Origin of the sequence: Methanobacterium spitsbergense, from assembly GCF_019931065.1 — an archaeon.
Lineage (GTDB): Archaea > Methanobacteriota > Methanobacteria > Methanobacteriales > Methanobacteriaceae > Methanobacterium_B > Methanobacterium_B spitsbergense.
Genome location: NZ_JAIOUQ010000007.1, coordinates 91,509 through 114,688 on the forward strand (window position 1 = coordinate 91,509; position 23,180 = coordinate 114,688).

At 33.4% G+C, this 23,180-nt stretch carries 23 protein-coding genes, 3 tRNA genes and 1 pseudogene; 13 read left to right on the forward strand and 14 right to left on the reverse strand.

The window, feature by feature from the left end; genetic code table 11:
• Positions 1-34: 34 nt before the first annotated feature.
• From murE to nikR, 6 genes and pseudogenes are all read right to left on the reverse strand, one after another.
• Positions 35-1,537: a pseudomurein biosynthesis peptide ligase pMurE gene (gene murE, locus K8N75_RS06045; protein WP_223791202.1), complete on the reverse strand. Its 1,503-nt coding sequence runs from the start codon at positions 1,535-1,537 to the stop codon at positions 35-37.
• Positions 1,538-1,560: 23 nt separating this feature from the next.
• A complete protein-coding gene (locus K8N75_RS06050; protein WP_223791203.1) occupies positions 1,561-2,634 on the reverse strand; it encodes a pseudomurein biosynthesis MraY family phospho-N-acetylmuramoyl-pentapeptide-transferase in 1,074 nt (357 codons plus the stop codon).
• A 153-nt stretch (positions 2,635-2,787) separates the two neighbouring features.
• Positions 2,788-3,936: a pseudomurein biosynthesis D-Ala-D-Ala ligase gene (locus tag K8N75_RS06055; RefSeq protein WP_223791204.1), complete on the reverse strand. Its 1,149-nt coding sequence runs from the start codon at positions 3,934-3,936 to the stop codon at positions 2,788-2,790.
• Positions 3,937-4,135: 199 nt separating this feature from the next.
• Positions 4,136-4,618, reverse strand: coding sequence for a hydrogenase maturation peptidase HycI (hycI, locus tag K8N75_RS06060; protein ID WP_223791205.1), 483 nt, complete (start codon positions 4,616-4,618; stop codon positions 4,136-4,138).
• A pseudogene (locus tag K8N75_RS06065) lies at positions 4,587-5,333 on the reverse strand (methyltransferase domain-containing protein); the annotation flags it as partial. The pseudogene K8N75_RS06065 and the gene hycI, both read right to left, overlap by 32 nt.
• A gap of 120 nt (positions 5,334-5,453) precedes the next feature.
• Positions 5,454-5,864 (reverse strand): nickel-responsive transcriptional regulator NikR, encoded by a 411-nt coding sequence (gene nikR / locus K8N75_RS06070; protein WP_223791476.1) that lies wholly within the window; start codon positions 5,862-5,864, stop codon positions 5,454-5,456.
• 346 nt (positions 5,865-6,210) lie between these two features.
• Between nikR and K8N75_RS06075 the strand changes: the two genes are divergently transcribed.
• A complete protein-coding gene (locus K8N75_RS06075) occupies positions 6,211-6,612 on the forward strand; it encodes a CBS domain-containing protein (RefSeq protein ID WP_223791207.1) in 402 nt (133 codons plus the stop codon).
• Positions 6,613-6,864: 252 nt separating this feature from the next.
• On the opposite strand, the gene K8N75_RS06080 is transcribed toward K8N75_RS06075, so the two are convergent.
• Both K8N75_RS06080 and K8N75_RS06085 read right to left on the reverse strand, forming a co-directional pair.
• Positions 6,865-6,938, reverse strand: a tRNA-Gly gene (locus K8N75_RS06080).
• 2 nt (positions 6,939-6,940) lie between these two features.
• Positions 6,941-7,014: transfer RNA gene (locus tag K8N75_RS06085), tRNA-Gly, on the reverse strand.
• Positions 7,015-7,451: 437 nt separating this feature from the next.
• Between K8N75_RS06085 and K8N75_RS06090 the strand changes: the two genes are divergently transcribed.
• Positions 7,452-8,795 carry a DASS family sodium-coupled anion symporter gene (locus K8N75_RS06090; protein WP_420830713.1) on the forward strand — a complete coding sequence of 448 codons (1,344 nt, stop codon included), beginning with the start codon at positions 7,452-7,454 and terminating at the stop codon, positions 8,793-8,795.
• Positions 8,796-9,039: 244 nt separating this feature from the next.
• Entirely contained in the window at positions 9,040-9,690 is a 651-nt protein-coding gene (locus tag K8N75_RS06095) for a potassium channel family protein (protein WP_223791208.1), read from the forward strand.
• Positions 9,691-9,739: 49 nt separating this feature from the next.
• Here the strand turns inward: K8N75_RS06095 and cobQ are convergent, their stop codons facing one another.
• Positions 9,740-11,233: a cobyric acid synthase CobQ gene (gene cobQ, locus K8N75_RS06100; protein WP_223791478.1), complete on the reverse strand. Its 1,494-nt coding sequence runs from the start codon at positions 11,231-11,233 to the stop codon at positions 9,740-9,742.
• A 537-nt stretch (positions 11,234-11,770) separates the two neighbouring features.
• Here cobQ and lonB point away from each other — a divergent pair.
• From lonB to K8N75_RS06115, 3 genes are all read left to right on the forward strand, one after another.
• A complete protein-coding gene (lonB, locus tag K8N75_RS06105; protein ID WP_223791209.1) occupies positions 11,771-13,687 on the forward strand; it encodes an ATP-dependent protease LonB in 1,917 nt (638 codons plus the stop codon).
• Between the two features lie 325 nt (positions 13,688-14,012).
• Entirely contained in the window at positions 14,013-15,599 is a 1,587-nt protein-coding gene (locus K8N75_RS06110; protein WP_223791210.1) for a DEAD/DEAH box helicase, read from the forward strand.
• Between the two features lie 147 nt (positions 15,600-15,746).
• A complete protein-coding gene (locus K8N75_RS06115) occupies positions 15,747-16,331 on the forward strand; it encodes a hypothetical protein (protein ID WP_223791211.1) in 585 nt (194 codons plus the stop codon).
• A 90-nt stretch (positions 16,332-16,421) separates the two neighbouring features.
• Here the strand turns inward: K8N75_RS06115 and K8N75_RS06120 are convergent, their stop codons facing one another.
• The 4 genes from K8N75_RS06120 to K8N75_RS06130 all read right to left on the reverse strand — a co-directional run bounded on the left by K8N75_RS06120 (position 16,422) and on the right by K8N75_RS06130 (position 18,565).
• Positions 16,422-16,565: a hypothetical protein gene (locus tag K8N75_RS06120; RefSeq protein WP_223791212.1), complete on the reverse strand. Its 144-nt coding sequence runs from the start codon at positions 16,563-16,565 to the stop codon at positions 16,422-16,424.
• The gene (locus K8N75_RS14090; RefSeq protein ID WP_255590833.1) at positions 16,538-16,672 is read right to left on the reverse strand and encodes a hypothetical protein; all 135 of its coding nucleotides are present in this window, start codon (positions 16,670-16,672) and stop codon (positions 16,538-16,540) included. The genes K8N75_RS06120 and K8N75_RS14090 overlap by 28 nt, the downstream gene beginning before the upstream one ends.
• Positions 16,657-17,064, reverse strand: coding sequence for a ligand-gated ion channel (locus K8N75_RS06125; RefSeq protein WP_223791213.1), 408 nt, complete (start codon positions 17,062-17,064; stop codon positions 16,657-16,659). The genes K8N75_RS14090 and K8N75_RS06125 overlap by 16 nt, the downstream gene beginning before the upstream one ends.
• A 634-nt stretch (positions 17,065-17,698) precedes the next feature.
• Positions 17,699-18,565: a ribose-phosphate diphosphokinase gene (locus tag K8N75_RS06130; RefSeq protein ID WP_223791214.1), complete on the reverse strand. Its 867-nt coding sequence runs from the start codon at positions 18,563-18,565 to the stop codon at positions 17,699-17,701.
• 205 nt (positions 18,566-18,770) lie between these two features.
• Between K8N75_RS06130 and hypA the strand changes: the two genes are divergently transcribed.
• Positions 18,771-19,157 (forward strand): hydrogenase maturation nickel metallochaperone HypA, encoded by a 387-nt coding sequence (gene hypA / locus K8N75_RS06135; protein ID WP_223791215.1) that lies wholly within the window; start codon positions 18,771-18,773, stop codon positions 19,155-19,157.
• Positions 19,150-19,803: a hydrogenase nickel incorporation protein HypB gene (hypB, locus tag K8N75_RS06140; protein ID WP_223791216.1), complete on the forward strand. Its 654-nt coding sequence runs from the start codon at positions 19,150-19,152 to the stop codon at positions 19,801-19,803. The genes hypA and hypB overlap by 8 nt, the downstream gene beginning before the upstream one ends.
• Before the next feature lie 79 nt (positions 19,804-19,882).
• On the opposite strand, the gene K8N75_RS06145 is transcribed toward hypB, so the two are convergent.
• A tRNA-Ala gene (locus K8N75_RS06145) sits at positions 19,883-19,955 on the reverse strand.
• Positions 19,956-20,019: 64 nt separating this feature from the next.
• On the opposite strand from K8N75_RS06145, the gene K8N75_RS06150 reads away from it, so the two are divergent.
• From K8N75_RS06150 to K8N75_RS06170, 5 genes are all read left to right on the forward strand, one after another.
• Complete coding sequence (locus tag K8N75_RS06150) at positions 20,020-20,205, forward strand: hypothetical protein (RefSeq protein ID WP_223791217.1); 186 nt, start codon at positions 20,020-20,022, stop codon at positions 20,203-20,205.
• Between the two features lie 436 nt (positions 20,206-20,641).
• Entirely contained in the window at positions 20,642-21,103 is a 462-nt protein-coding gene (locus tag K8N75_RS06155) for a DUF1890 domain-containing protein (RefSeq protein WP_223791218.1), read from the forward strand.
• A gap of 2 nt (positions 21,104-21,105) precedes the next feature.
• Positions 21,106-21,411 carry a DUF1894 domain-containing protein gene (locus K8N75_RS06160; protein ID WP_223791219.1) on the forward strand — a complete coding sequence of 102 codons (306 nt, stop codon included), beginning with the start codon at positions 21,106-21,108 and terminating at the stop codon, positions 21,409-21,411.
• Positions 21,412-21,495: 84 nt separating this feature from the next.
• Positions 21,496-22,482, forward strand: coding sequence for a methionine synthase (locus K8N75_RS06165; RefSeq protein WP_223791220.1), 987 nt, complete (start codon positions 21,496-21,498; stop codon positions 22,480-22,482).
• Positions 22,473-23,090, forward strand: coding sequence for a thymidylate synthase (locus K8N75_RS06170; protein WP_048189949.1), 618 nt, complete (start codon positions 22,473-22,475; stop codon positions 23,088-23,090). The genes K8N75_RS06165 and K8N75_RS06170 overlap by 10 nt, the downstream gene beginning before the upstream one ends.
• The last annotated feature ends 90 nt before the right edge of the window (positions 23,091-23,180 follow it).

Sequence of the window (23,180 nt, forward strand, 5' to 3'; positions counted from 1 at the left end):
AGAAAAATAGAAATAAATAATCAAGTACCATGGGTTAATTTGTATCTTTAACAATTTTTTTCAATACTTTACTTGCAGGATCCATTCCCTGAGCCCCTATCAGCAATATAGTATCGATTTTTCCTGCTGATCCAATACAGTAGTTCAATGCAGGGTATAAATTTTCTTGAAACACATAATCAAAACCATGTTCTGTTAAGGTATTAAGCACAATGTTTTTTTCAACTAATTTAACTGTATTTAAATTATCAACCGCTTCGGCACTACTTGTAACAATTAGGTTATAATCAACATCTTCAAGTCCATTTACAAGAGCTTCTGCATTTAAACGATTAATTGCTTCTCCTCGGGAACCTCTAATTGCAAATACGATGTAGAGAACTCCTTTACACATTTTAGCTGCACTTTTTATTGTGGCAATTATTCCATCTGGATTGTGGGCAAAATCATCAATTATTAATGGATCAGTGCCAAGCACAGTGAATCTTCTTTCAAGAGGTTTATAAGATGAAACAGCATGTTTAATAATTTCAAAATCAATATTTAAAGCTAAAGTAGCCCCTATTGCTGCCATGGTATTTTGTATGAAATGTTTGCTTTTAAATGGAAGTTCCTCCATTTTCAGGAAAATTTTTTCATTGATATAAATACCATCGGTTTTCAATGTTACATCTTGACTTAGCGATTCATTCACTGAACTACCATAAAATGAGACGTTTACAGATTTGTCTTTGGATATGAGATCTCCCATTTCAATTAATAATTGATCATCAGAATTTAAAACAGCATAAACATTATTTGTACCGTTGTCATGTGATTTTCCTGATTCATTTTTGGATGAAATAGCTTCTAAAGATCTGTATATTTCATTAAAGGTTTCTTCAATTGAATTTACAAGACCTATGTGATCAAGGCCAACATTTGTGATTACAAGTACATTTGGATCTACTGCTGCTGTCATGAGATGTGCATGGTCTTTCATAAGTTTGTCAAGCCATCCTTGAACTTCTGAAACCTCTATAACCAATGCTTGAATTTTTTCACCGGATACATATTCAAATTCTGCTAATTGGTTTGCAACAACTGGATCAATCAAAGTATTAAATTCAGATTGAGCATCTGTATTTGTGTAAGTGTTATACCCTGCTTCAGTAAGTATACTGTAGATCATATGAGTTGTTGTGGATTTGCCATTTGTACCTGTAACAACCACACGAAGAGAATCTTTGGCAAAATTTTTAACAGCCCATTTTAATGCAAATGCATTGGCAATTTCTATTTTGGGCGTTATTATAATGGGTATTTCCAATTTTTGGGCTATTTCAATAGCTTTTTCCTGGGGATTTTGTGTTATTATACATGAAACACCTTTTTTATTTGCTATTTCTACTCCTTTATCATCAATCCAATGTCTTATAACAAAATCACCAGGTTTAGCATGGTTAAGAAAAGTAAAAATACCCTTTAAAGGTTTTTCAGGTCCTATTAATTTTCCATTCAACACTTTGGCCAGGCTAGATGTTGTGATCTCAATCATATTATTCATTTCCTTTTAATGGATTAAAGAACTTTATATCCGTATAAAGCAATCAAACACACAATTATAGTTGCTGCCCAGTAAAGCAAAACTATTTTTTTCTCGGATAATCCCTTGTAATGAAGAGTATGGTGCAATGGTTCTACCGGCAGTTTTATAATATGAGCTCTATGAAGAAGGCTTACAATAACTGAAAATATAGGAACTGCAATTGCTATAACTGCAAAGTATACAATATCTCCCAGAAATGCTGCTGTCATATAACCGGCACCAAGGGCAAAGGCACCTGTATCTCCCATGAAAATACTTGCAGGATATCTATTAAAAACTAAAAATCCTAAGCATGCTCCGGTTAGTATAATAAATGGTAAAGATCCACTTGGATTTCCTGTAGAAATTGCAAATATTGCGGAAGCAGCAGATGCTATGGCAAGAATTCCTGCTGCAAGTCCATCCATTCCATCGATAAGATTCACAGAATTTATTGAACCAATAATTCCAAATATTACAACCGGTATTATTAACAATCCAATATTAAATCCCAGTACTGAAGCACCAACAGCCCCTGAAGCTACAAGGAATAACGATACAAGTATTTGGGCTAAAATTTTTTCATTCTCTTTTATTTCACTTTTAATAGGTGCTTCACCAGTAATTTCAACCAAATTATTTTTTAAGAGATTTTCAAGGTCTTTTTTAGCTTTGGGGGTGGTTACCCTTGCATTTTCACCTGTTTTAATAGTTAATCTTCCAATTTCAACTGGATTTGGACTGATATTCCTGATAACTTTTTGTATTTCCTTGGTTTTTAACCCGATTAGATCGTCCATCAAACCAACTACACCTGCAGTCATCATGATCATAACAGTTAGAACAAGACTTTTATCTGTATAGAAAATGCATGCAAGTAAGAGAACCCCCAATAGAATAGCAAGTCCGCCCATTGTGGGTGTACCTGCCTTATGGCTGTGTTCAGTAACAATTGGATTGTCCTTTACATCAGCATATTTCAACAACTTCTTTATAAATAGGGTAAAAAATGCTGTTGATATGAATGCAAGTAAGAATATGAAAATTTCTACAGGAATATTGCTCAATTTACCACCTTATAATTGTTTTATTGGAATTAACTTGCATTTATGGATTTTAAATGCAATAAATATATCTATGTAATCTTTCTAATTGTTTTGTGTTAAACTTTTAATATTCAATTAACATACTTTTGTTTTATAATTAATGAATTATGAAAATTAAATAGAATTTTTCTCCAAAATTTCAAGTTTTTCAGCTATATTAACAGCAGCACCTATTGTTTCACCCCTAACAGTTATACGTTCATGATTTGGGGGTCCGTGGATAAGCCAGGGAGTTTCATGTGAAATTTCTCTAAATTTATAGTTATTTTTATTAGATGGATAATTACCCACAGGTATTTCAATACCTGAATAATCTTTAATTCTATTTTTAAGTTTTAAAGCATCCCATTTACCAGATGCCATATTAATTAATTCATGCATGATATTCACATTCGTTGCAGCGTAAGTGATATATCTTGTACCGCTAGGTCTGGCATTGATTTCTATTACCTTATTTTCATTGGTTTCAGGGTCAAATATAATATCAATATCTGCTGTTCCTTCTAATCCCATAGAATCTGCAATTTTAACTGCAATGTCTTGGATTTGTTTGTTATTTTTGGTATTATTGATTCCATCTAATTCTAAAGGTGCTTTTTTTATTTTTTTAAGTGGATGGATTCCTTCAAGTGTTGTTTCGCCCTTATAAACTGGAACCAGTGGTACTGATTTTCCCTTCCATCTCAAAATTTCGATGGAAACTTCCGGTCCTTCAATGAATTTTTCAGCCATGGCTGTTTCATATTCCATGAAATATTCTTCTATTTTTTCTTTCGAAGATACGATGTTAATTCCGAATCCGCCCTGTCCTTCATCCTGTTTCAAGACCAGAGGGATTTTATTAATATTTTGTCCATTTAAAACCTCATGATTATTTTTTGAGATTTTAAAGCATTTGGGGGTATTAATATTATTTTTAATCAAAAATTCTTTGGTTTTATACTTTTTTGCGCATATTGATGCTGCATGAACTCCTGCTGCAGCAACAGGTATGCCATATTCGGTTTCAAGATTTTCTTTCATAATTGCTACTTCAACAAGAGGCCCATCAATTCCTATCAATGGTACAACTCCATCCACATCCTCTTTAATAGCAATCTCCATTGGTCCGTCCATTCCCCTAGGAACGATGTGATGTGAATCTGCAAGTTCTAAGTTGGGGGAATTTGTGGTTGATTCTGTAATAATGCTTGTTATGGAATTTTTTTTGTTGTAGATTGCTACATCATCGAAAAGACGAGCTCCTATAAAAAGTATCTTCATTTTATCACAATTTTACTTTAAATAAATTTGATTATTGTAAATTTCATTGATTAATAAATTAGATTTTATTATAATTCTTTCTTAATTAGAGTCAATCTTTTATTTATATTAAAGTTATGATTCAATTTGTTAATAGGTTATAACCAAATAATTAGCAGGTATCAAATCAATCAATGAATGTTTATATTTTGATTTGATGTTAAACATTGAGATTATTCTTTAAAATTCTAGAAAGTTCTTCAACACCATTTTTTACTTCATTAGAAACTTGGTTTGATAAATCTATATTCTTAGGTTGTACACCTATTAAAAGAATTTTAGCATCTGTAAATGATTCAATATACTTGATCATAAATGATATTGGCATGGCGTGTGTTGAAATACTGTAATTAGCAATTTCATTGCTTTTTATTAATTTTATTTCTCCGGGATTCATATCCATTTCAACAGCATCAATGAAGATTATATGCGATGGTTCTTCTTTTCTTATAAGTCCAGTATAATTTTCTGGCACTGTTTCAGCATTTATAATCATAAAATCCTTTTGTTTTTTGAATATTACCTTCAATTTTCTGGCTACAATTGGACCTATAGCATCGTCTCCACGCATAACATTTCCTATGCATAAAAATATGACAAGTTTATGATCTTTAAGAAATTTTTTCAATTCTTGCTCTAACACTTTCCAATCCTCCGCCCATTATATAGTACAAATCTAAACGTAGTTTATCACCACAATCAACATTTAGCTTTTCTACAGGGATAATTAATGGTGGATTTAACATGGGTGTAGGGCCGCAGATAATATTTTTTGTAATTAATGTGAAAGTAGTAATTTTAACAGCAGTGACAATTCCAGCTGTTTTTATAGTCATATCTATTGATTTATGGAATGTTTCATCTATGTGTTTAACAAAAATTATTTTACTGTAGAATAATGGCTCTCCTAAAATCAGATTTTTAGGATTATCATCTTCATCATAACATATATGTTCAACTTCAACTTGAATTGGTTCAACACAGTTTATGATTCCATAGGGAATAATAATTCCATTATGTTTCAAATATTTTCTCATGGAGTTTAAAATTGGAACTTGTTCTTCATCAATAAGTGCAGTATCCAGCATTTCGCATATTATTACATCTGCATTTTTAGAAATAGATACTTTACTGGCATCTGCACATATAACATCTACATTCTTGAAGCATTCAAGGTTTGTTTTGGCTCGTTTTGCCGTGGATTTATTTATTTCTATCGCGAAAACATGGTCTGCATTTGGAGCTGCCCATGCAGAAAGAATTCCTGAACCGGCTCCTATATCATATACAATACCTTTTGCTAATGTTGAAATGGCTTCATAAAATCCTGCCAATCTTTCGGTATCTGATGTAAGGTTATGATGATAGGACGTTTATTACACCTTCATTTAAATTATAAAAAAATTGTAGATATTAAAATTAATAAAAAATTAAATATTCTTATTCTGAAATGAATAAGAGGATAAGATGAAAAAATATTATTCTATCTTTTCACCACTTGCTGTACTTGTTAGTTTGACGTGTTCAACACCTTTTAATCTCATGATTTTTTCAGTTAAATCACGGATGTATTTAACATCTCCTTTAACAACAACAACTTCTAAACAGTATTTTTCTGTCATGTGAACATGCATAACAGCGTTGATGTACTCCCTGTAATCATGCTGGATATCGGTTAGGTCTTCCATAACGCCGGTGTAATGATGATCGTATATAACTGCGAGTATTCCTATTCTCTCGCCTTCCATTTCATTCATCCACTGGTATCTGACTATATAATCTTTTAATGCATCCCTTATACCTTTAGACCTTGATTGGTATCCTCTATCTTTTAATACTTCGTCAAATTCATTTAGTAATTTTTTCGGTAATGACATACTTATTCGCATCATGTTATACCCTCCCCTTTTATAATACCATAATACTAAATTTGGCACTATTTAAATTTTGTCCTTAAAAAAGACAAATATTTCATACAAATTAATTATCCCCAAACATTTACATTATTCTTCTATAATTCACAAACATACTATATAAAATTAATACTTAATACTTTTTACTCTTATCCTCATTATGAATATTAATCTAAAAATTTCTTGAAATCAAATGTTATTGAGAATGGAATGATTTGAATAAAAATTCACTCATTAAACAATAATATTAATCATATTCAACAATAAATTAACAATATTAAAATGTTCTGAAATATTATGTACAACTATTTGGAGGAGTAAAATGGAAGTTAAAGAAGCCATGAATCAGGGCGTAATTACTGTTGATCCAGAAATTCGGCCATTAGAAGCATTTGAAAAGATGTATAAAGAAGGTGTACGAAGATTATTTGTTTTGGATAGTAATGGAAATCCAAAGGGTGTTGTTTCCTACTCTGATTTAATAGGAGTTTTAGGGAGTTTGAGACCTACAAACAAGGAAATGGCAACTCTAAAAATATCAGATATAATGTCTGAAGATGTTATGACAATAGATGCAGATAATGGAATTGAGGATGCTGCAAATTTAATGGTGAGAGCAGATGTTTCGGGCCTGCTAGTTCTGGAAAATGACAAACCCGTGGGAGTTATAACAAAAACAGACATTTGCAGGATGGTAGCTGCAGAGCTTTTGGTTCCTATTTAATTAAAAAAAATGATAATTGTTGTTTATATGGTGTTAAAAGTCTGAATATTAACTCAAAAATTTGTTAATTTGAATATAGGCATTCTTTTTTATTATGAATTAGTATTTTAGTACTATTTTTTTTATCTTTTTTTATCTTTTTTTAGTTTGATCTAAAATATGGTATGAGATTAGATTTTTTTTATAAATATTCAAAATAATCCTATTAAACAAGTAAAATGAATAAATATTTGATAATAAATTAAAAAAGGATGCGGCTGCCGGGATTTGAACCCGGGTCGTAGGCTTGGAAGGCCCAAGTCCTAACCAGACTAGACTACAACCGCAATGCGGCGTCCGGGATTTGAACCCGGGTCACTGACGTGGCAGGCCAGAGTCTTAACCAGGCTGGACTAACACCGCATAGAATGTTCTTGACAACATACCATGGTTTTGGGTTTATGTTATATAAGTTTTTAGGTTACTAATCATTTTATTATAAAGAGAATTTCCGATGCTGCTTTGCAAATAGTAATAAATTTAAATTATATTTAACATAATTTTTATTAATCTGGATTAAATTATGTTATTTATGTAATAATATATCAGAAAACATTATATAGGAGGTAAAAGGAAACTTATTTCCGATGAGATCATTGTGATATTATAAAAGCATATAATTGAATTAGCTATAATTAGAAGTGATTTTTTGGAAAGGTAAGGAAGTTCATCTTTAGATAATAATTCAAATTTAAATTAATACGATCCGGAACTTTCTGAATAAAAATAATAATTTTAAAATGATTAAATTATGGGAGGGATAAAAAACGAATGTCAATCTTAAACAAATTGGTCTGCCTCTGGCCATAATTATATTTGTATTTGTTATGCTGATACCTCTGCCGGGTTTGAGTTATTCTGGACATGCTGCAATAGCTCTTTTGATTTTTGCAATAATAATGTGGGCCACAGAAGCACTCCATCTGGCTGTAACTTCTTTAATACTGCTATTTTTACAACCATTATTAGGTATAGAGAGTTTTAACAATGCAGTCATTGGTTTTGCTAATCCAATCATATTCTTGATGATTGGGGGTTTTATATTAGCTGAGGCCATACGAAAAAGTGGTCTTGCTGAACGTTTAACTTATTTCTTACTTTCTAAACTTGGTACCAGTCCGAGTATGAGTCTTTTTGCAGCTGTTTTTTCTACGGGTATTCTTTCTGCATGGATTGAGAATGTTGTTGCATTTGCAATGCTACTCCCAATTATTAAACAGATTGTGCCTTTAATGGGTGTAAATGAACCCGAAAAGGGTAACAGCAACTTTGCAAAGGCAATGGTACTGGGTGCTTCTTATGGTTCACTTGCCGGTGGTTTTGGTACCGAAATTGGAACAGCCCCCAACCTGATGGCGGCAGCATATACACATTTACCATTTGCAAACTGGATGATATTTGGATTTCCACTTGCAATAATAATGTTGTTTGTTACTTGGAAGCTTTTAGGCTGGATATTTCCACCGGAGGTTAAAGGAATTGTTGGTGGAATGGATACAATTACCGATACCCTAAGTAAAATGGGTGCAATGACAAAAACAGAAAAGATAACCCTTGCAATATTGTTGTTTACAATTGGATTATGGGTTACAACAGGTATAACTGGAATTGACAGTTATTCTGTTGCATTAATAGGTGCTGCATTGTACTTCATAAGCGGGGTAATAGACTGGAAAGATGCTCAGAAAAATATTGACTGGGGACTTATAGTATTCTTTGGAGGAGCTCTTTCTCTTGGAGCAGCACTACTGAATACTGGCGCTGCCACTTGGTTGATACAAGATTTAATTGGAATGCTTGGAACTAATGTTTCCACTGTTTCCATAATGCTCTTATTAATGATAATTGGTGTGTTAATAACGCAAGTAATGTCCAACATAGCATTATCTGCTATTTTGATACCACTTTCAGTTACACTTGCTGCTGCTCAGGGTCAACCTGTGGGAATTTATGCAGTGCCTGTAGCTATTGCATGCTCTCTATCATTCATGTTCCCAATGGCAGATCCAACAGTTGCAATGGCATATGGAACGGGTTATGTGAAGATCAAGGAAATACTCAAAGCAGGAATCCCATTGGTTGTGATAGGGATTATCCTGACAGTAATCATAATGTTGACCATAGCAAAACCATTCCTTGGATAAATAAAAAGAGCAGGAGTTTCAAGTTTTTAATCAATTAAACTCCTTTATTTTCCTATTTTTTTAAATAAAAATATCTAATTAGTTAAGAATGTGAATATCTATTTTAATAATTTTCAGAATTAGTATGGGTTTATATGTAACTTTGTTCAAAGAATGAAAAGATTTCTTAAGGAATTAATTAAATCTTAATAAACATTTATCAAATTAATATTAATCAGCTAAATTTGTAAATAACGGTGAAACCATGTATATAGTTATAATGGGTGCGGGAAGGGTGGGTCTGACTCTGGCAACTTCATTAGTTGCAGTGGGTCATGATGTAACCCTTATTGAAAATGATTCAGATTTATGCGGTAACGCTGCAAGAGAGCTTGACGCATTGGTGATATGTGGAAATGGCACTGATATAAAAACTCTTTTAGAGGCTAACATTGCTGATGCCAATGTTTTTGTTGCAGCAACTGGAAATGATGAGGCAAATCTACTTTCTTGTATTCTTGTTAAGGATTACAATATTTCAAAAGTTATTGCAAGGGTTAGTAACCCTGATCATGATGATGCCTTCCGTAAGGTGGGAATAGATGTGGTTGTAAGTCCAGAGCTTACTGCAGCAGGCTATCTAGAAAAGCTAATCACACGGCCCAAGATAGCAGACTTGATAGTAATTGGAAAGGGAAATGCTGAACTACTTGAACTCAGTGTGGATAATGCTAAGATGGTTGGAAAAAAAATTGGGGATATCAGTCCTACAGATGATTATATTATTGCAGCAATCCATAAGAATGGGGAAATAAAAATTCCAAAAGATGGTATGATGCTAAAAAAAGGAGATAGAATATCTATTTTAGCAAAAACAAAAGCAATTAAGGCAGTTACCAAAAAGTTTACAAAATAGGATAATTAATAACAACATATATCTATAAAATCTAATTTTTAAATATTTTTTATCTAATTTTTTTATCAAAAATTTCCATATCAATATTCTCTCCAAATATTTCTGCCAACCTTTCGATTGAGAAATTTTTCATTTCAACGAAATCATCCCGATCAAACCCTAGTTTTTCATAACCCTTAGAAATTCTTAAATAATCTGTGAAAAACCTTCTAAAATGAAAATTATGAAATATTCCATGAAAGTAGGTTCCTGCAGTCAATCCATTTACAGCACCATCAAAACCTGATTCATAATTGTTACCACATCCCTCAGTAACCTCCAAAAGGGGTTTTGAATTTCTAAGATAAGAAAGTCCTTCATGAAGTTCATAACCCTCTATAATGTTCCCATTCATGCATTCAAACATCCCTTCATCAAGTACTTTACCTTGGCTCTGGGTAACTATTTTTTCTACTTCTCCAAACCTTGTTTGAACATCGAGAAGTGCTAAACCTTTCACACTCCCATATTTGGATTCCTTAAAATTATCATCTATGATATCGTTGCCCAATATTTGATAGCCTCCACATATTCCAAAAATTGGAATTTTGGAGGACAGACTTTTAATTTCATCTGCTAGACCAGATTCTTTTAATGCAACTAGGTCGCTAACACTGTTTCTTGTGCCGGGAATAATCAATGCATCAACAGTACCGATTTCATCACACATTTCAATTAACTTTATTGAAACATCAGGTTCATATTCCAAAGGATCTATGTCCGTGAAGTTGGATATCCTCGGCAGTCGCATAACCCCAATTTTTATCCTACCATTAGATGAGTATTTGTGTTCAGATAATGAAGCTGAATCTTCTTCAGGGAGTTTAAGGCTGTCATCGTACGGCAAAACACCTAGTACTGGAACTCCCACAATGTCTTCTATCTGGCGTATTCCCGGCATTAGTATGTCAAGATTTCCCCTGAATTTGTTGATAATAATCCCTTTGATCCGTTTTCTATCCTCTTCGGGTAGAAGAGAGAATGTACCTGCAATTGATGCAAAAACTCCGCCACGATCAATATCTGCAACCAGAATAACATCTGCATCTGCCATTCTTGCAATTTGCATATTTGCAAGGTCTTTGTCCAACATGTTTATTTCTGCAGGAGAACCAGCACCTTCAATTACAATAATTTCATAATCTTTCTTTAAAGCTTCAAGGGAGCTTTCAATGGCTTCAAGTGCTTCTTTTCTAAAATTATTCTGATAATGGTAGAAGTTCATGTCTCCGGCGGGTTTTCCATGGACAATTACTTGGGAGACAAAATCTTCTTTAGGTTTAAGAAGTATTGGATTCATATTATATGATGGTTCAACCCCGGCAGCCTCTGCTTGGATAACTTGGGCCATTGCAATCTCTGCATTTTCATTCGTTGTGTAAGAATTAAGCGACATATTCTGAGATTTAAAGGGTGCAACTTTGTAACCTCTTTTTGCATATGTTCTGCACAGTGCAGTGACCACAACACTTTTACCTGCATTAGAAGAGGTTCCCTGTACCATTATACATGTTTTTTTGTTTTTAGGATGCAATTTTGGCCTCCAATAAATTTGAATATTATAAATTTTATTAAATTTTTTTAGTAAACTAATTACAACTTGAGATCATTTATTTTTTTAACGTTTAATACATGATGCATAAATCTAAATTGTTAGTTAAATTCAGTTAATTTTTATGATATATAATATATTAAATTCAGAGATTAACATTAAAAATAGATATTATGGGTTTATTCTCTTGAATTAAACTTTGTAAATTATTATTTTTTTTATTACAACCCGTTTTATACTTAGAAGCGGATAATAATTTATCAATCATATATGATTTTTCCTTAACCCATGCTTTTATATACCTGAAGTTACTAAAAAAAAAAAAAAATTACTGTAGAAAAAAAAACTATAAATGATACAATAAATAAATATTTGAAAATTCAAAAGACAAATCTAATATACAAGATCGTGTAATATATTATCAACAGTATAGCTTAAAAAACACGTTGATTTTTGTATTATGCAAAATTCAGGAGGCTGTCATAGATTATGGCAAGTTCAAATTCACATTCAAACAGTTCATTCAAAGAAAAGCTTGATTTCAGAAGTTATAAATCTTCGGGAGATATAGATGTCCCTGATAGAATAATAGATCAGATTATCGGCCAGGAAGAGGCTGTTGAGACCGTTTTCAAGGCAGCGAAACAAAGAAGAAATGTACTTTTAATTGGGGAGCCTGGAATAGGTAAATCAATGCTTGCAAAGGGAATGGCAGAACTTCTGCCACCTGAAGAACTCCAAGACATCTTAGTATATCCCAATATGGAAGACAATCACAATCCGCTCATTGGTGCAATGCCTGCTGGTGAGGGTAAAAAGGTTGTAATGAACTACAAAATTAAGGCCAAGGGTCAAGAAGAAAAGAAAAACATGTTCATGATGGTTATAATAGGGTTTATTATCGTCGTGGGGTTCATATTACAGAAATATCTAGAAGCCATCATAGCTGCAGGAATTGTTCTACTTGTTATGATGCAAATGAAACCTCGTAGTACTGTTATGGTCCCAAAACTTCTTGTAAATAATGAAAGCAAGAATACTGCACCATTTATTGACGCAACAGGTTCACATGCAGGAGCATTATTAGGTGATGTGAGGCATGACCCTTATCAGTCAGGAGGACTTGGAACACCCGCACACGAACGTGTTGAGGCAGGAATGATACACCGTTCCAACAAGGGAGTATTATATGTTGATGAGATTGGAACCATGAAAATGAAAACGCAGCAGGAACTCTTAACAGCCATGCAGGAGAAAAAATACTCCATAACTGGACAGAGTGAAACCAGCAGCGGTGCAATGGTACGTTCACAGGAAGTACCTTGTGATTTTGTTTTGGTTGCATCTGGAAATCTTCAAGTTCTGGAAGGAATGCATATTGCATTGCGTTCAAGAATAAGGGGTTATGGTTACGAAGTATTCATGAAGGATTCCATGCAGGACACACCAGAAAATCGTGATAAATTGGTTCAGTTCATTGCTCAAGAAGTTAAAAAGGATGGTAGAATACCTCACTTTAGCAGAGAAGCCGTTGCAGAAATAATTCGTGAAGCACAGAGAAGAGCAGGTAAAAAAGATTCATTAACACTTAAACTAAGAGATCTTGGAGGTCTTGTAAGGGCAGCTGGTGACATTGCTAAAGGTGAAGGTGCAGACAGTGTTACAATAGCTCATGTTATTAGTGCTAAAAAACTTGCAAGAACACTCGAACAACAGATCGCTGATAGATACATAGTTCAGAGGAAAAAGTACAGTGTCTTCAAATCTGAGGGAAGCGAAGTTGGAAGGGTGAACGGTCTGGCAATAATAGGTGATCGAAGCGGTATATTACTCCCAATAGCTGCAGAATCAGCTCCGGCACAGAGTAAGGATGAAGGTAAAATTATAGCAACTGGTAAACTGGGAGAAATTGCTAAGGAAGCAGTTCAGAACGTCAGTGCTTTGATTAAAAAGAATACAGGTACTGATATATCCAATCATGATATACACATACAGTTCCTTCAAGCATACGATGGTGTTGAAGGAGACAGCGCAAGTGTATCAATTGCAACAGCAGTTGTATCTGCACTTGAAAACGTTCCAGTAGACCAATCAGTTGCATTAACCGGATCATTAAGTGTTAGGGGAGATGTTATGCCTGTAGGTGGAGTTACTGGTAAAATTGAAGCTGCTGCTGAGGCAGGAATGAAAAAGGTCCTTATACCTGCTGCTAATATGGATGATGTTATGATCGAGGAAAGATACAAGAATAAAATTGAAGTCATTCCAGTAGAGAATATGAGCGACGTATTAGAACATGCACTTATTGGTAATGGTAAAGAAGGTCTCATTGAAAAGATGAAGAAAATAACTGATATAGTTCCAAAGGGAATACTTCAGAAACCACATAAACCAGTAACCCACTGAGGATTAATTAAATTGTATATAACGAAAGGATTTCCTTTCATTTTTTTTAATTTTTAAATTTATTATATATTTGAGGTCTTTCTTTTTTCAGATATTTTTCAACAATTCTTCATATCCGGATTTTACATAGTATTATAAGTGTGGATAACAAATATTTTACAATAGGATTAATTTATTGAATAAAAATAAAAGTTGATCCTGGATTCAAATTAATTTAGTAGGTACTAATTTTTGATATCAAAGAGATTTAAATTCGAAAGATAACATTTTGAGCGTATAAAGCCTATTTTTTTATTGGATTCCGGGAAGGTAAAAGGAAGATAAAATGGAAAAACTTAGATTTAAAGATTTAGATATATCTAGCGAGATACAGAGAGCTGTTGAAGACATGGGATTCGAGGAGGCCACTCCGATTCAATCTCTTGCAATACCACATGTCCTAAAGGGAAAAGACGTTACTGGTCAGGCCCAGACAGGAACAGGTAAAACAGCAGCCTTTGGAATACCAATACTGGAGATGGTTGACCCATCCGAAAGGGATCTCCAGGCAGTTATACTGTGTCCAACCAGAGAACTTGCAATTCAAGTTGCAGAAGAACTGAAAAAACTCTCAAAATACATGAAGAGAGTTTCTGTATTACCCATATATGGTGGCCAGCCAATAGATAGGCAGATTAAAGCACTTAAAAAGGGTGTGCAAATTATAATAGGCACACCTGGTAGAGTGATGGATCATATGAGGCGTGGAACCTTAGATATGGGAAAAGTTAAAGTTTTAGTTCTTGACGAAGCCGATGAAATGCTTGATATGGGATTCAGAGAGGATATAGAGTTTGTTTTGGATTACATACCTGATGAGAGACAGATACTTCTTTTCTCAGCAACAATGTCTCCAGATATTTTGTACATAACCCGAAGATATCAGGATGACCCAGAATTTTTGAAAGTTGTACCCAAGGAACTTACAGTACCAGAAACCGAGCAGATCTATTTTGAAGTGAAAGAAAAAATGAAATTAGATGTACTTTCACGCCTTTTAGACATTAGTGACTTTAAATTATCTCTTGTCTTTTGTAACACCAAAAGAAGAGTTGACAAACTTGTAAGCCACCTTCAAATAAGGGGATATGCTGCTGATGGCCTCCATGGAGACATGAGTCAGAGACAGAGGGATAGTGTAATGTCCAAGTTCCGATCAGGAAACATAGAGATCCTAGTTGCTACAGATGTTGCTGCACGTGGAATAGATGTTGAAAATGTAGAAGCAGTTTTCAACTATGATGTGCCAAATGATGATGAATACTACGTTCACAGAATAGGAAGAACAGGAAGAGCAGGTAAAACTGGTATTGCTTATACTTTTGTTTCTGGAAAAGAAGTTTATCAACTAAGGGACATAATGAGGTACACAAAAACTAAGATCGAACAACAGCAGATACCATCCATTAGTGATGTCCAAGAGATCAAAACAACAAACTTCCTCGAGAAGATTAAACGAATAATAAACAATGAAAAACTCGATAAAGAAGTTCATATGGTTGAGAAGATGATGGCAGAAGACTACAGTTCAGTAGAAACAGCTGCAGCTCTTTTAAGGATTGTTATGGAAAAATCAGGCAACAGTCCTCAGGCATCAGCCGAAGAATTCGGAGATACTGGTGCAGGATCAGGACAAGTTCGATTCTTTATTAACATAGGAAGAAAGGACAGGGCTAAAGCAAGGGATATTATAAAAGCTATAGCCGATAGGACCGGACTTTCAAGCGGTTCCATTGGAAAAATAGATGTATTCGACAAGTTTTCATTTGTTGAAGTACCTCAAGCCAGTGCTAGCGAAGTAATTTCTTCTATGCGTGGAGCAAAAATCAAGGGCAGATCAGTTAATATGGAGCCTGCTAACAAAAGAAGTTAGGATGTCTCATCCTAAAATCTTACTTTTTTTATTGTACCATAAGATCAAAACAAGTCAAAAATTATCCACTTTGAATAAGAATTTGTAGCATTGAAATTATTTGAATTTTTATTTTATTAAATGAACTAAACTGAAGAGGTTAGTTAAATGTTGAAAAGAAAAGATTTAAAGGGAAAGTGGCACAGTCCAATCATTGAAACCATTGAGAATCCAGATGGAAGTGTGATGTATATTGAACGGGAAGCTATTTTTATTGATGATAATTGGGATATATTCATAAGATCCTTCCTGGATGAAGAGGGTAAAGTACCATTTTTCACTATTCATGCTAAAGGAAATTATACATTGGGAGATGAATCTCCTGATCTGGAAGGCGCAGTACATGTGGACTTTAATAATAGGGCTAGATATGTGACAGCCCATATGCAATCACTTGTTGATATGTTAAACGAGACAAGTCCATTTGATGGAGAGTGGATGATAGATCTTGAGCAGGATGTAAGCTCAAAGGGTTGTGTACTGGTACCTTCTGTTGAAACATGTCCTGTTGAATATGATGTTATTAAAATTCAGGGAAATGAAATTTATTTTGGAGATTTCACAGAAGAACAGAAGGAAGATATTAAAAAATTAGCACATGGTGATATGAATCCTTCAGAAAGATCAGTTGGAATATGTAGCACAGAAAACAGGCCTCGCCAACTAATAAAATATCCTCTGGTTAAGGAATAATACTATTAATTATTTTCATATTTTAATTCTATTTTTTTTTAAATTATTTGTAAGCATATCTTATTTTATAGAGAATTTAAAACATAAATTTTACCATGCAACTGCAATTATGGCCGTTACAGTTATTATGAAACAGATAGCCAGTATTTTTAAAGTTGCAATATCCAATTTTCGTGCTAATTCCTCATTACCGCCCTTAAAGTATCTTATTGAAAATGCAGATTCAAGTAACACAATGCAATAATGAATAAACCATATGCTGTTATTAAATGTCCAACAGTGATAATTCCTGCAGGGGCTAAATTTGTTATAAGAACCATGTTGGTTATACCAACAAACATAGCACTTCCTTCCATGAAAACCTTCCCTGATAGGATAAAATTAGGAGTGACATTAATCCTGCAAATACAGCTATAAATATTCCTATAAGTGATATGGAAAGAACAGTCAAATCTTCACGGGTTACAAATATTCCAGTTCTTAACTGGGAGAACACTGTATCATTCATAGAAGGATCACCCATTGTGGTATTGTAGAAATATGGTTTTTGCACCATCCTCAAACCATTTTCATTGGTGTTATTAAGAATCTCAATGGTATATCCTGGTATATTTACTTCTGCACCAATCTTTGAAGATTCTGTGTCCGGAACATATGCCAACTGATCCATTCCAAGCTGTTTATCTTGAATATCAATAGTTAAAAACTGATTATCTACAGGGAAACGGAACATATCAAATTTTTTTGTAATGGTAGAAGTTACTTTGTATAATGCAAATTTTTCATTTCCATTGGTTGAATTTTTTATTAATTCTTTATTGTCAATACTTCCATCTACAACCTGGAAAAATTCGCCTGGATCAACATTTCCAGTCCATTTAAACCATATATAAAAATCTACTGTCCAACTATCATCTTTTTGAGATATAGATTTAACAAGATCAACATAAATTCCTGTAGTTGCCTTTTCTGCGGTGTCAGGAATTTTGAGGTCCTCTGAATTAAATCCAGATTCAACAACATTTGGATCAATTTGATTTTCAATATTAATTAATTCTTAATCAGTATTACTGTATGTGAACCAGATTAAGCCCACACCAATTATTGTTAAAACTAAAATTAAGGTTATTACCCACAAACGGCATACGTTATGTCTCTCAATAAACTTTTGTAATCTACTAACCGTTATTAGTCCCCCAAAGTAATTCTAATTATTAGTAAGTTTGGTATTAGAATTTAAGTCATACGAAATAAATTGGAGGATGTCAAAAATGTAATTAAAGTAAATAATCAATAGTGAAAGTTAGGAAATTCAAATTATCAATAATAATTATATGAAACTGATAATTAAAAAAAAAATATAATTTTTATTCATATTTTTTCAAATAGCCTGCAACAGAAGAAGCAACTGATATGGTACTTACATCAGATTTAAGCGTATCTGTGGCGAATACATCATCGACTCCTGCAGCAAATATTTTTAAAAGAGCATCTTCAACAAGTACAGGGTGAACACACCCAACTACAACTTTATTTGCTCCAAGATCCCTCAATATTTTGGATGCATTAACAATTGTACCACCGGTACTAATAATATCGTCTATAATTACAACATTTCTTTCTGCAACATCTAGATTTTTAAGTTTAGTTTCCACTTTTTCTGGTGATATCCTTGTTTTTTCAAGATAATCACATTCACATTTCAATATTCCTGAAACTTCCTCTGCAAATCCAAGCGCTCCTTTGTCAGGTCCTATAATTATTGGATCATCAATCGTTTCCTTGATATAATTGGCTATCATAGGCATTGCAGATATTTCATGAACAGGAATGTTGAAAAATTGTTTAATATTTTTTTCATGAAGATTAACAGAATATATTTCTGAAGCACCTGCTGCTTCAAGTAGTTCGGCTATTATAACTGCTGAAACTGCTTCTCCACTCTTAAATCTACGTTCCTGCCTACCATAACCAAAGTAAGGAATCACAACTCTGGTCCGTTCTACGCCCAAGCTTTTAAGATTTTTAAGTAACAGGAATAACTCCATAAGGTTTTCATCCTGAGGATATCCTGTTGATTGTATCACAACAACTTCCTTTGGAACTTCACCTTTTACCCGTATATAACGTTCCCCATCAGGGAACCGTCTGGTTTCAATTGGACTTAACTTTTCTTCTAAACTCCAAGCAACTTTAGCAGCAAGTTTCTGTGATGCAGATCCTCCTATTATCAAAAAGACCACCTTTTCCTGTTGGTATAATCATTGTAATCATCAATGTAACTTTTAATAGTCATAAACTTAAATTATTTCAACCAGTATTTATCTGTTGAGTTAATGATAGAATCATTTATTCAATATTTGTTAACTTTATTAATAAGCTTCCCATAATAGTAGGACATAATCAATAGGAACAATAATTACATTATGAGGTGGCTTAATGCACGAACTTTCAATGGCCGACGCTATGGTTAAGACCGTACTGGACGTAGCAGAAAAAAACGATGCTACAGAAGTAATAGAAGTAACTATAGAAGTTGGAAAACTCACAATGCTCAATCCTGAGCAGTTAAAATTTCTTCTGGATGTCCTTGTTGAAAACACCCTACTTGAGGGTGCAGAGATCAATATAGATGAGATCCCAGTCGAGTTAAATTGTAATTTATGTGAATACAATGGATTAGCAGATATGGATGAGTCCGATCATTATTTAGCAATTGTTAAATGTCCTGAATGTGGTGAAAGAGATGTGGAGATAACTGCAGGTAGGGAATGTAATGTTAAAAATATCAAAATAGAAAAAGAAGAGGGGGATGAAGATGCATAAAGTTGCAGATATAGAAATTCAGCATGATATTATGGTTGCAAACCGTAAACTTGCCGAAAGAAATCAAAAAATTCTCGACAAAGCAGATGTATTTGCCGTGGATGTTTTAGGTGCAATTGGATCAGGAAAAACTTCACTTATTGAAATCCTTATACAGAAGATGGATCACAAAATAGGAGTCATAGCTGGTGACGTTATAAGTAAATTCGATGCAGGAAGATTTGAAAAATATAATATACCTGTTGTTGGACTTAACACCGGAAAAGAATGCCATCTTGATGCACATTTAGTTGAGCATGCCTTTGGTGATATGCAACTTGAAGATATTGATTTACTTTTCATTGAAAATGTTGGAAACCTGATATGTCCAGTTGACTTTGATCTAGGATCACATATTCGGATGGTTGTAATAAGCGTGAGTGAGGGAGACGATACAGTTGAAAAGCATCCATTAATATTTAAAGATGCTGATCTTGTGGTTATCAACAAGGTAGACATTGCAGATGCAGTAGGTGCAGACCAAGATAAAATGGTTGCGGATGTTAAAGAACTTAATCCTAAAGTAAGAGTTATAAAAAGCAGTCTTAAAACAGGTCAGGGTCTTGAGGAAATAATAGAATCAATTGAAGGATTTATGGATAATTAAGATGCGTATGTCTTTCTAATACTTACTTTTTTTTTAAATAAAAATGATATAAATAGGGATATGTTAATCATAAAAGAAATGGACTGGCCGGGATTTGAACCCGGGGCCTCCGCCATGCCAAGGCGACACTCTACCACCTGAGCTACCAGCCCGCATATCAACATTGACCTAATGATATTTAAAGGTAAGTATTTAAGATTTGGGAAGTGAATTTCTATGATTGATTTTAAAATAAGGAATGTTAATGAAGAGGATTTCATTGAAATATCAAAGGTTGCAGAGAAATGCAGCCCAATGACAAATGAAAGAAATGCTGTTTATCATCTATTTACCAAGTTCTTTAAAAACACCTCGCTGGTTGTTGAAAATGGGAATATATATGTGTATTTTTATTGGGTTTAATATCACAAATTGAACCGGAAAATGCATTATCCATCTTCTATGTGTTGATACACATTTCAGGGGGAAAAAATTAGCACCAAAACTAATTAATAAATTTATTCAAATTGTTTCAGAAGCAGGATCCACAAATATATCTCCTCAGCAAACCTTCCAACACCAATGCTATAAAATTTTATAACAAACAGGGTTTTATTTCAAAGAAATCAGATGAAACATTTGAAGAAAATGGTATAAATATATTTAAAGATTATGATGGTCCCGACCAAGATAAAATTATTTTTTATAAATTTATTTAATCATTTTTTTGAAGTATGAATCACATTTTTTTTATATATCATCCAACCCATATTTGATATAGATACTTACAACACCATTTTTAAGTATAATTCTCAGCTAAATGGAATATATACAAATAATTTAAATAGGAGGAAATAGAATGAAAAAAGCTTTGATATTATTGGGATGTCCAGAAGCACCTTCTCAAACACCTCTTGCAATTTATACAACTTACTCACTCAAAAAAGCTGGTTATGAAGTTACAATTGCAAGTACTCCCTCTGCATCAAAATTGCTGGAGGTCTCAGATCCGGAGCAGTTCTATGTAAATAAGAGAGTTGACATTGAATCATGTCTTGAAAATCTTGAAGAAAATATGTACGATCTACTTGTTGGATTTGTTCACAAAGATGCAGCAGTATCCTATTTTGTAACATTTTATCATATTTTAAATACAAAATCACTGGCAATTGTATTTGAAAAGGATGCAAATCTCCTAGAAAAATTTGCTAATGATGTACAAGAAAATACAGATGCAAATATAATATCTGCACGGGCCTATCACAATCCCACACCATTACGAGTTAAAATTGACCGAGCAATTAATGAATTGGAGGATTAAAAATGTCATTCTGTTTAGAATTACATCTACAGCAAACTGAAGATTATGAAATACTCCTATCAAAAGCAGGATTCAAAGAAGCTAAAAAGGTGATAGAGAGTCATTCACCTAAAATATTATACGTCAAACCCGGAGCTAAGGTGTTAGGTGCCCGAATTATTGGACTTCCTCCTATTCCAATAGGTATTGATGAATCAAAGGTTACAATAACTTTACCATATACAAAACCATGTCATGGTACTGCAGTTGTTGAATTACCAGTTGAAAAAGAGGAAATAGATAAAATAAAAGCCATTGCAATAAAATAAATGGTTATAATGCGAGTATATGTAAATAAAATATAATATTATTCTGCTAATTTATTCAAAATATGGATATTTAAGAGGATTACAATGTTGACAACTGTTGTGGGAAGTTACCCAGCACAACCAAAGAAACCCCAGTCAATAGGTTCCAAGATAGCAAATGTATTTGGATCATATGATCAATATATCCCTGCCCTCGAACTTGCTGTGGAAGACCAGATAAATGCAGGTATAGATATCATATCCGATGGACAGGTCAGAGGGGACATGATAGAAATTTTTGCAGAAAATATAATAGGAATGGGTGTTGAGGAAGGTGTTCCAAAGATATTGGGAAAAATACGACCTGCAAACTATTCTCCCGGAGCTTCTGATCTTAAATTGGCATTAAAAACAGCTCAAAGTATTTCAGCAGATTTTAAATATCCTAATAAAATAGAATCTAAATTATTTAAGAAAAATGCTTTAAACACAAATTTTAAAGGAATAAAAGGGATTATAACTGGACCAACAACTCTTGTTTTATCCTGTAGAATAGAGGGATTTTATAATAAGGATAAAAAGGAAGAAATTATTACTGATATGGCAATAGCCCTTAAAACTGAGGCTAATGAGCTACAAAATGCAGGTGCGGCCATAATTCAAATTGATGAGCCATTTTTATCAACAGGTGTTGCGGATCTAAATACTGCGAAAAAGGCATTGAAAATTATAACAGAGGATCTAAATGTACCTGTTTCAATGCATGTGTGTGGAGACATTGGGAAAATTTTAAATGATCTCTTAAAGTTTCCCGTTCAAATAATTGACTGTGAGTTTGCAGGAATTCCTTCCAATATCAATTCACTCGAGCAGGAATATAATGGTTCTAAAAAAATAGGTTTTGGCTGCATTGATACTAAAAATAAAGATATTGAAAAGGTAGATCAAGTGAAGAACCTCATAAAAAAGGGAATAAATATTGTTGGAGAGGAAAATATGATTATTGATCCTGATTGTGGTATGAGAATGCTTTCAAGAGATACAGCACTGCTTAAACTTAAAACCATGAAGGAGGCAGTTGAATGGCTATAATGATCAAGGTTCCAACCATTAAAACCGGATGGGAATCCCTTGTAAAAAGAATTATGAAAAATGGTGTGGAAATAAAAGATGAAAGGGGTTCTGTGACCAAGGAGATTCTTAATACAATGGTTAATGTGAAGAATCCGCTTGACCCAGAATCTCCTAAGGGTTATTTCTGGACGGGTGAAAAACTGGATAAATACTCTGAACAGTTTTTAAGCAGTGATAAACAAGGATTCATATATACATATGGTAATAGACTCAGAGAACACTTTGACGGTATAGATCAGATACAAGAAGCAATAAAACGGCTTAATAATTTTAAGGAATCAAGAAGAGCAATTTCTATTACATGGGATCCTGTTGTAGACACAAAAAATGATGAAGTTCCCTGCATGATGTTAGTAGACTTTAAAATAAGAGATGGAAAACTACATACAACCGGACTTTGGCGGTCACATGATATTTATGGGGCATGGTTCCCTAATGCAGTTGGACTCAGCAATTTAGCTAAGTATGTTGCAGAAAAAGTAGGATCAGAAGTAGGAACATTAACCATACACTCAATAAGTGCACATATCTATGAAGTAAACTTTAAAGAGGCAGGAGAAGTATAACTCATAAATATTCTTATTACAACAATAATATATGAGAATATTCAAAACAAAATGAAAATGAAAGATATTTTACTGTGATTAGCTAAAACA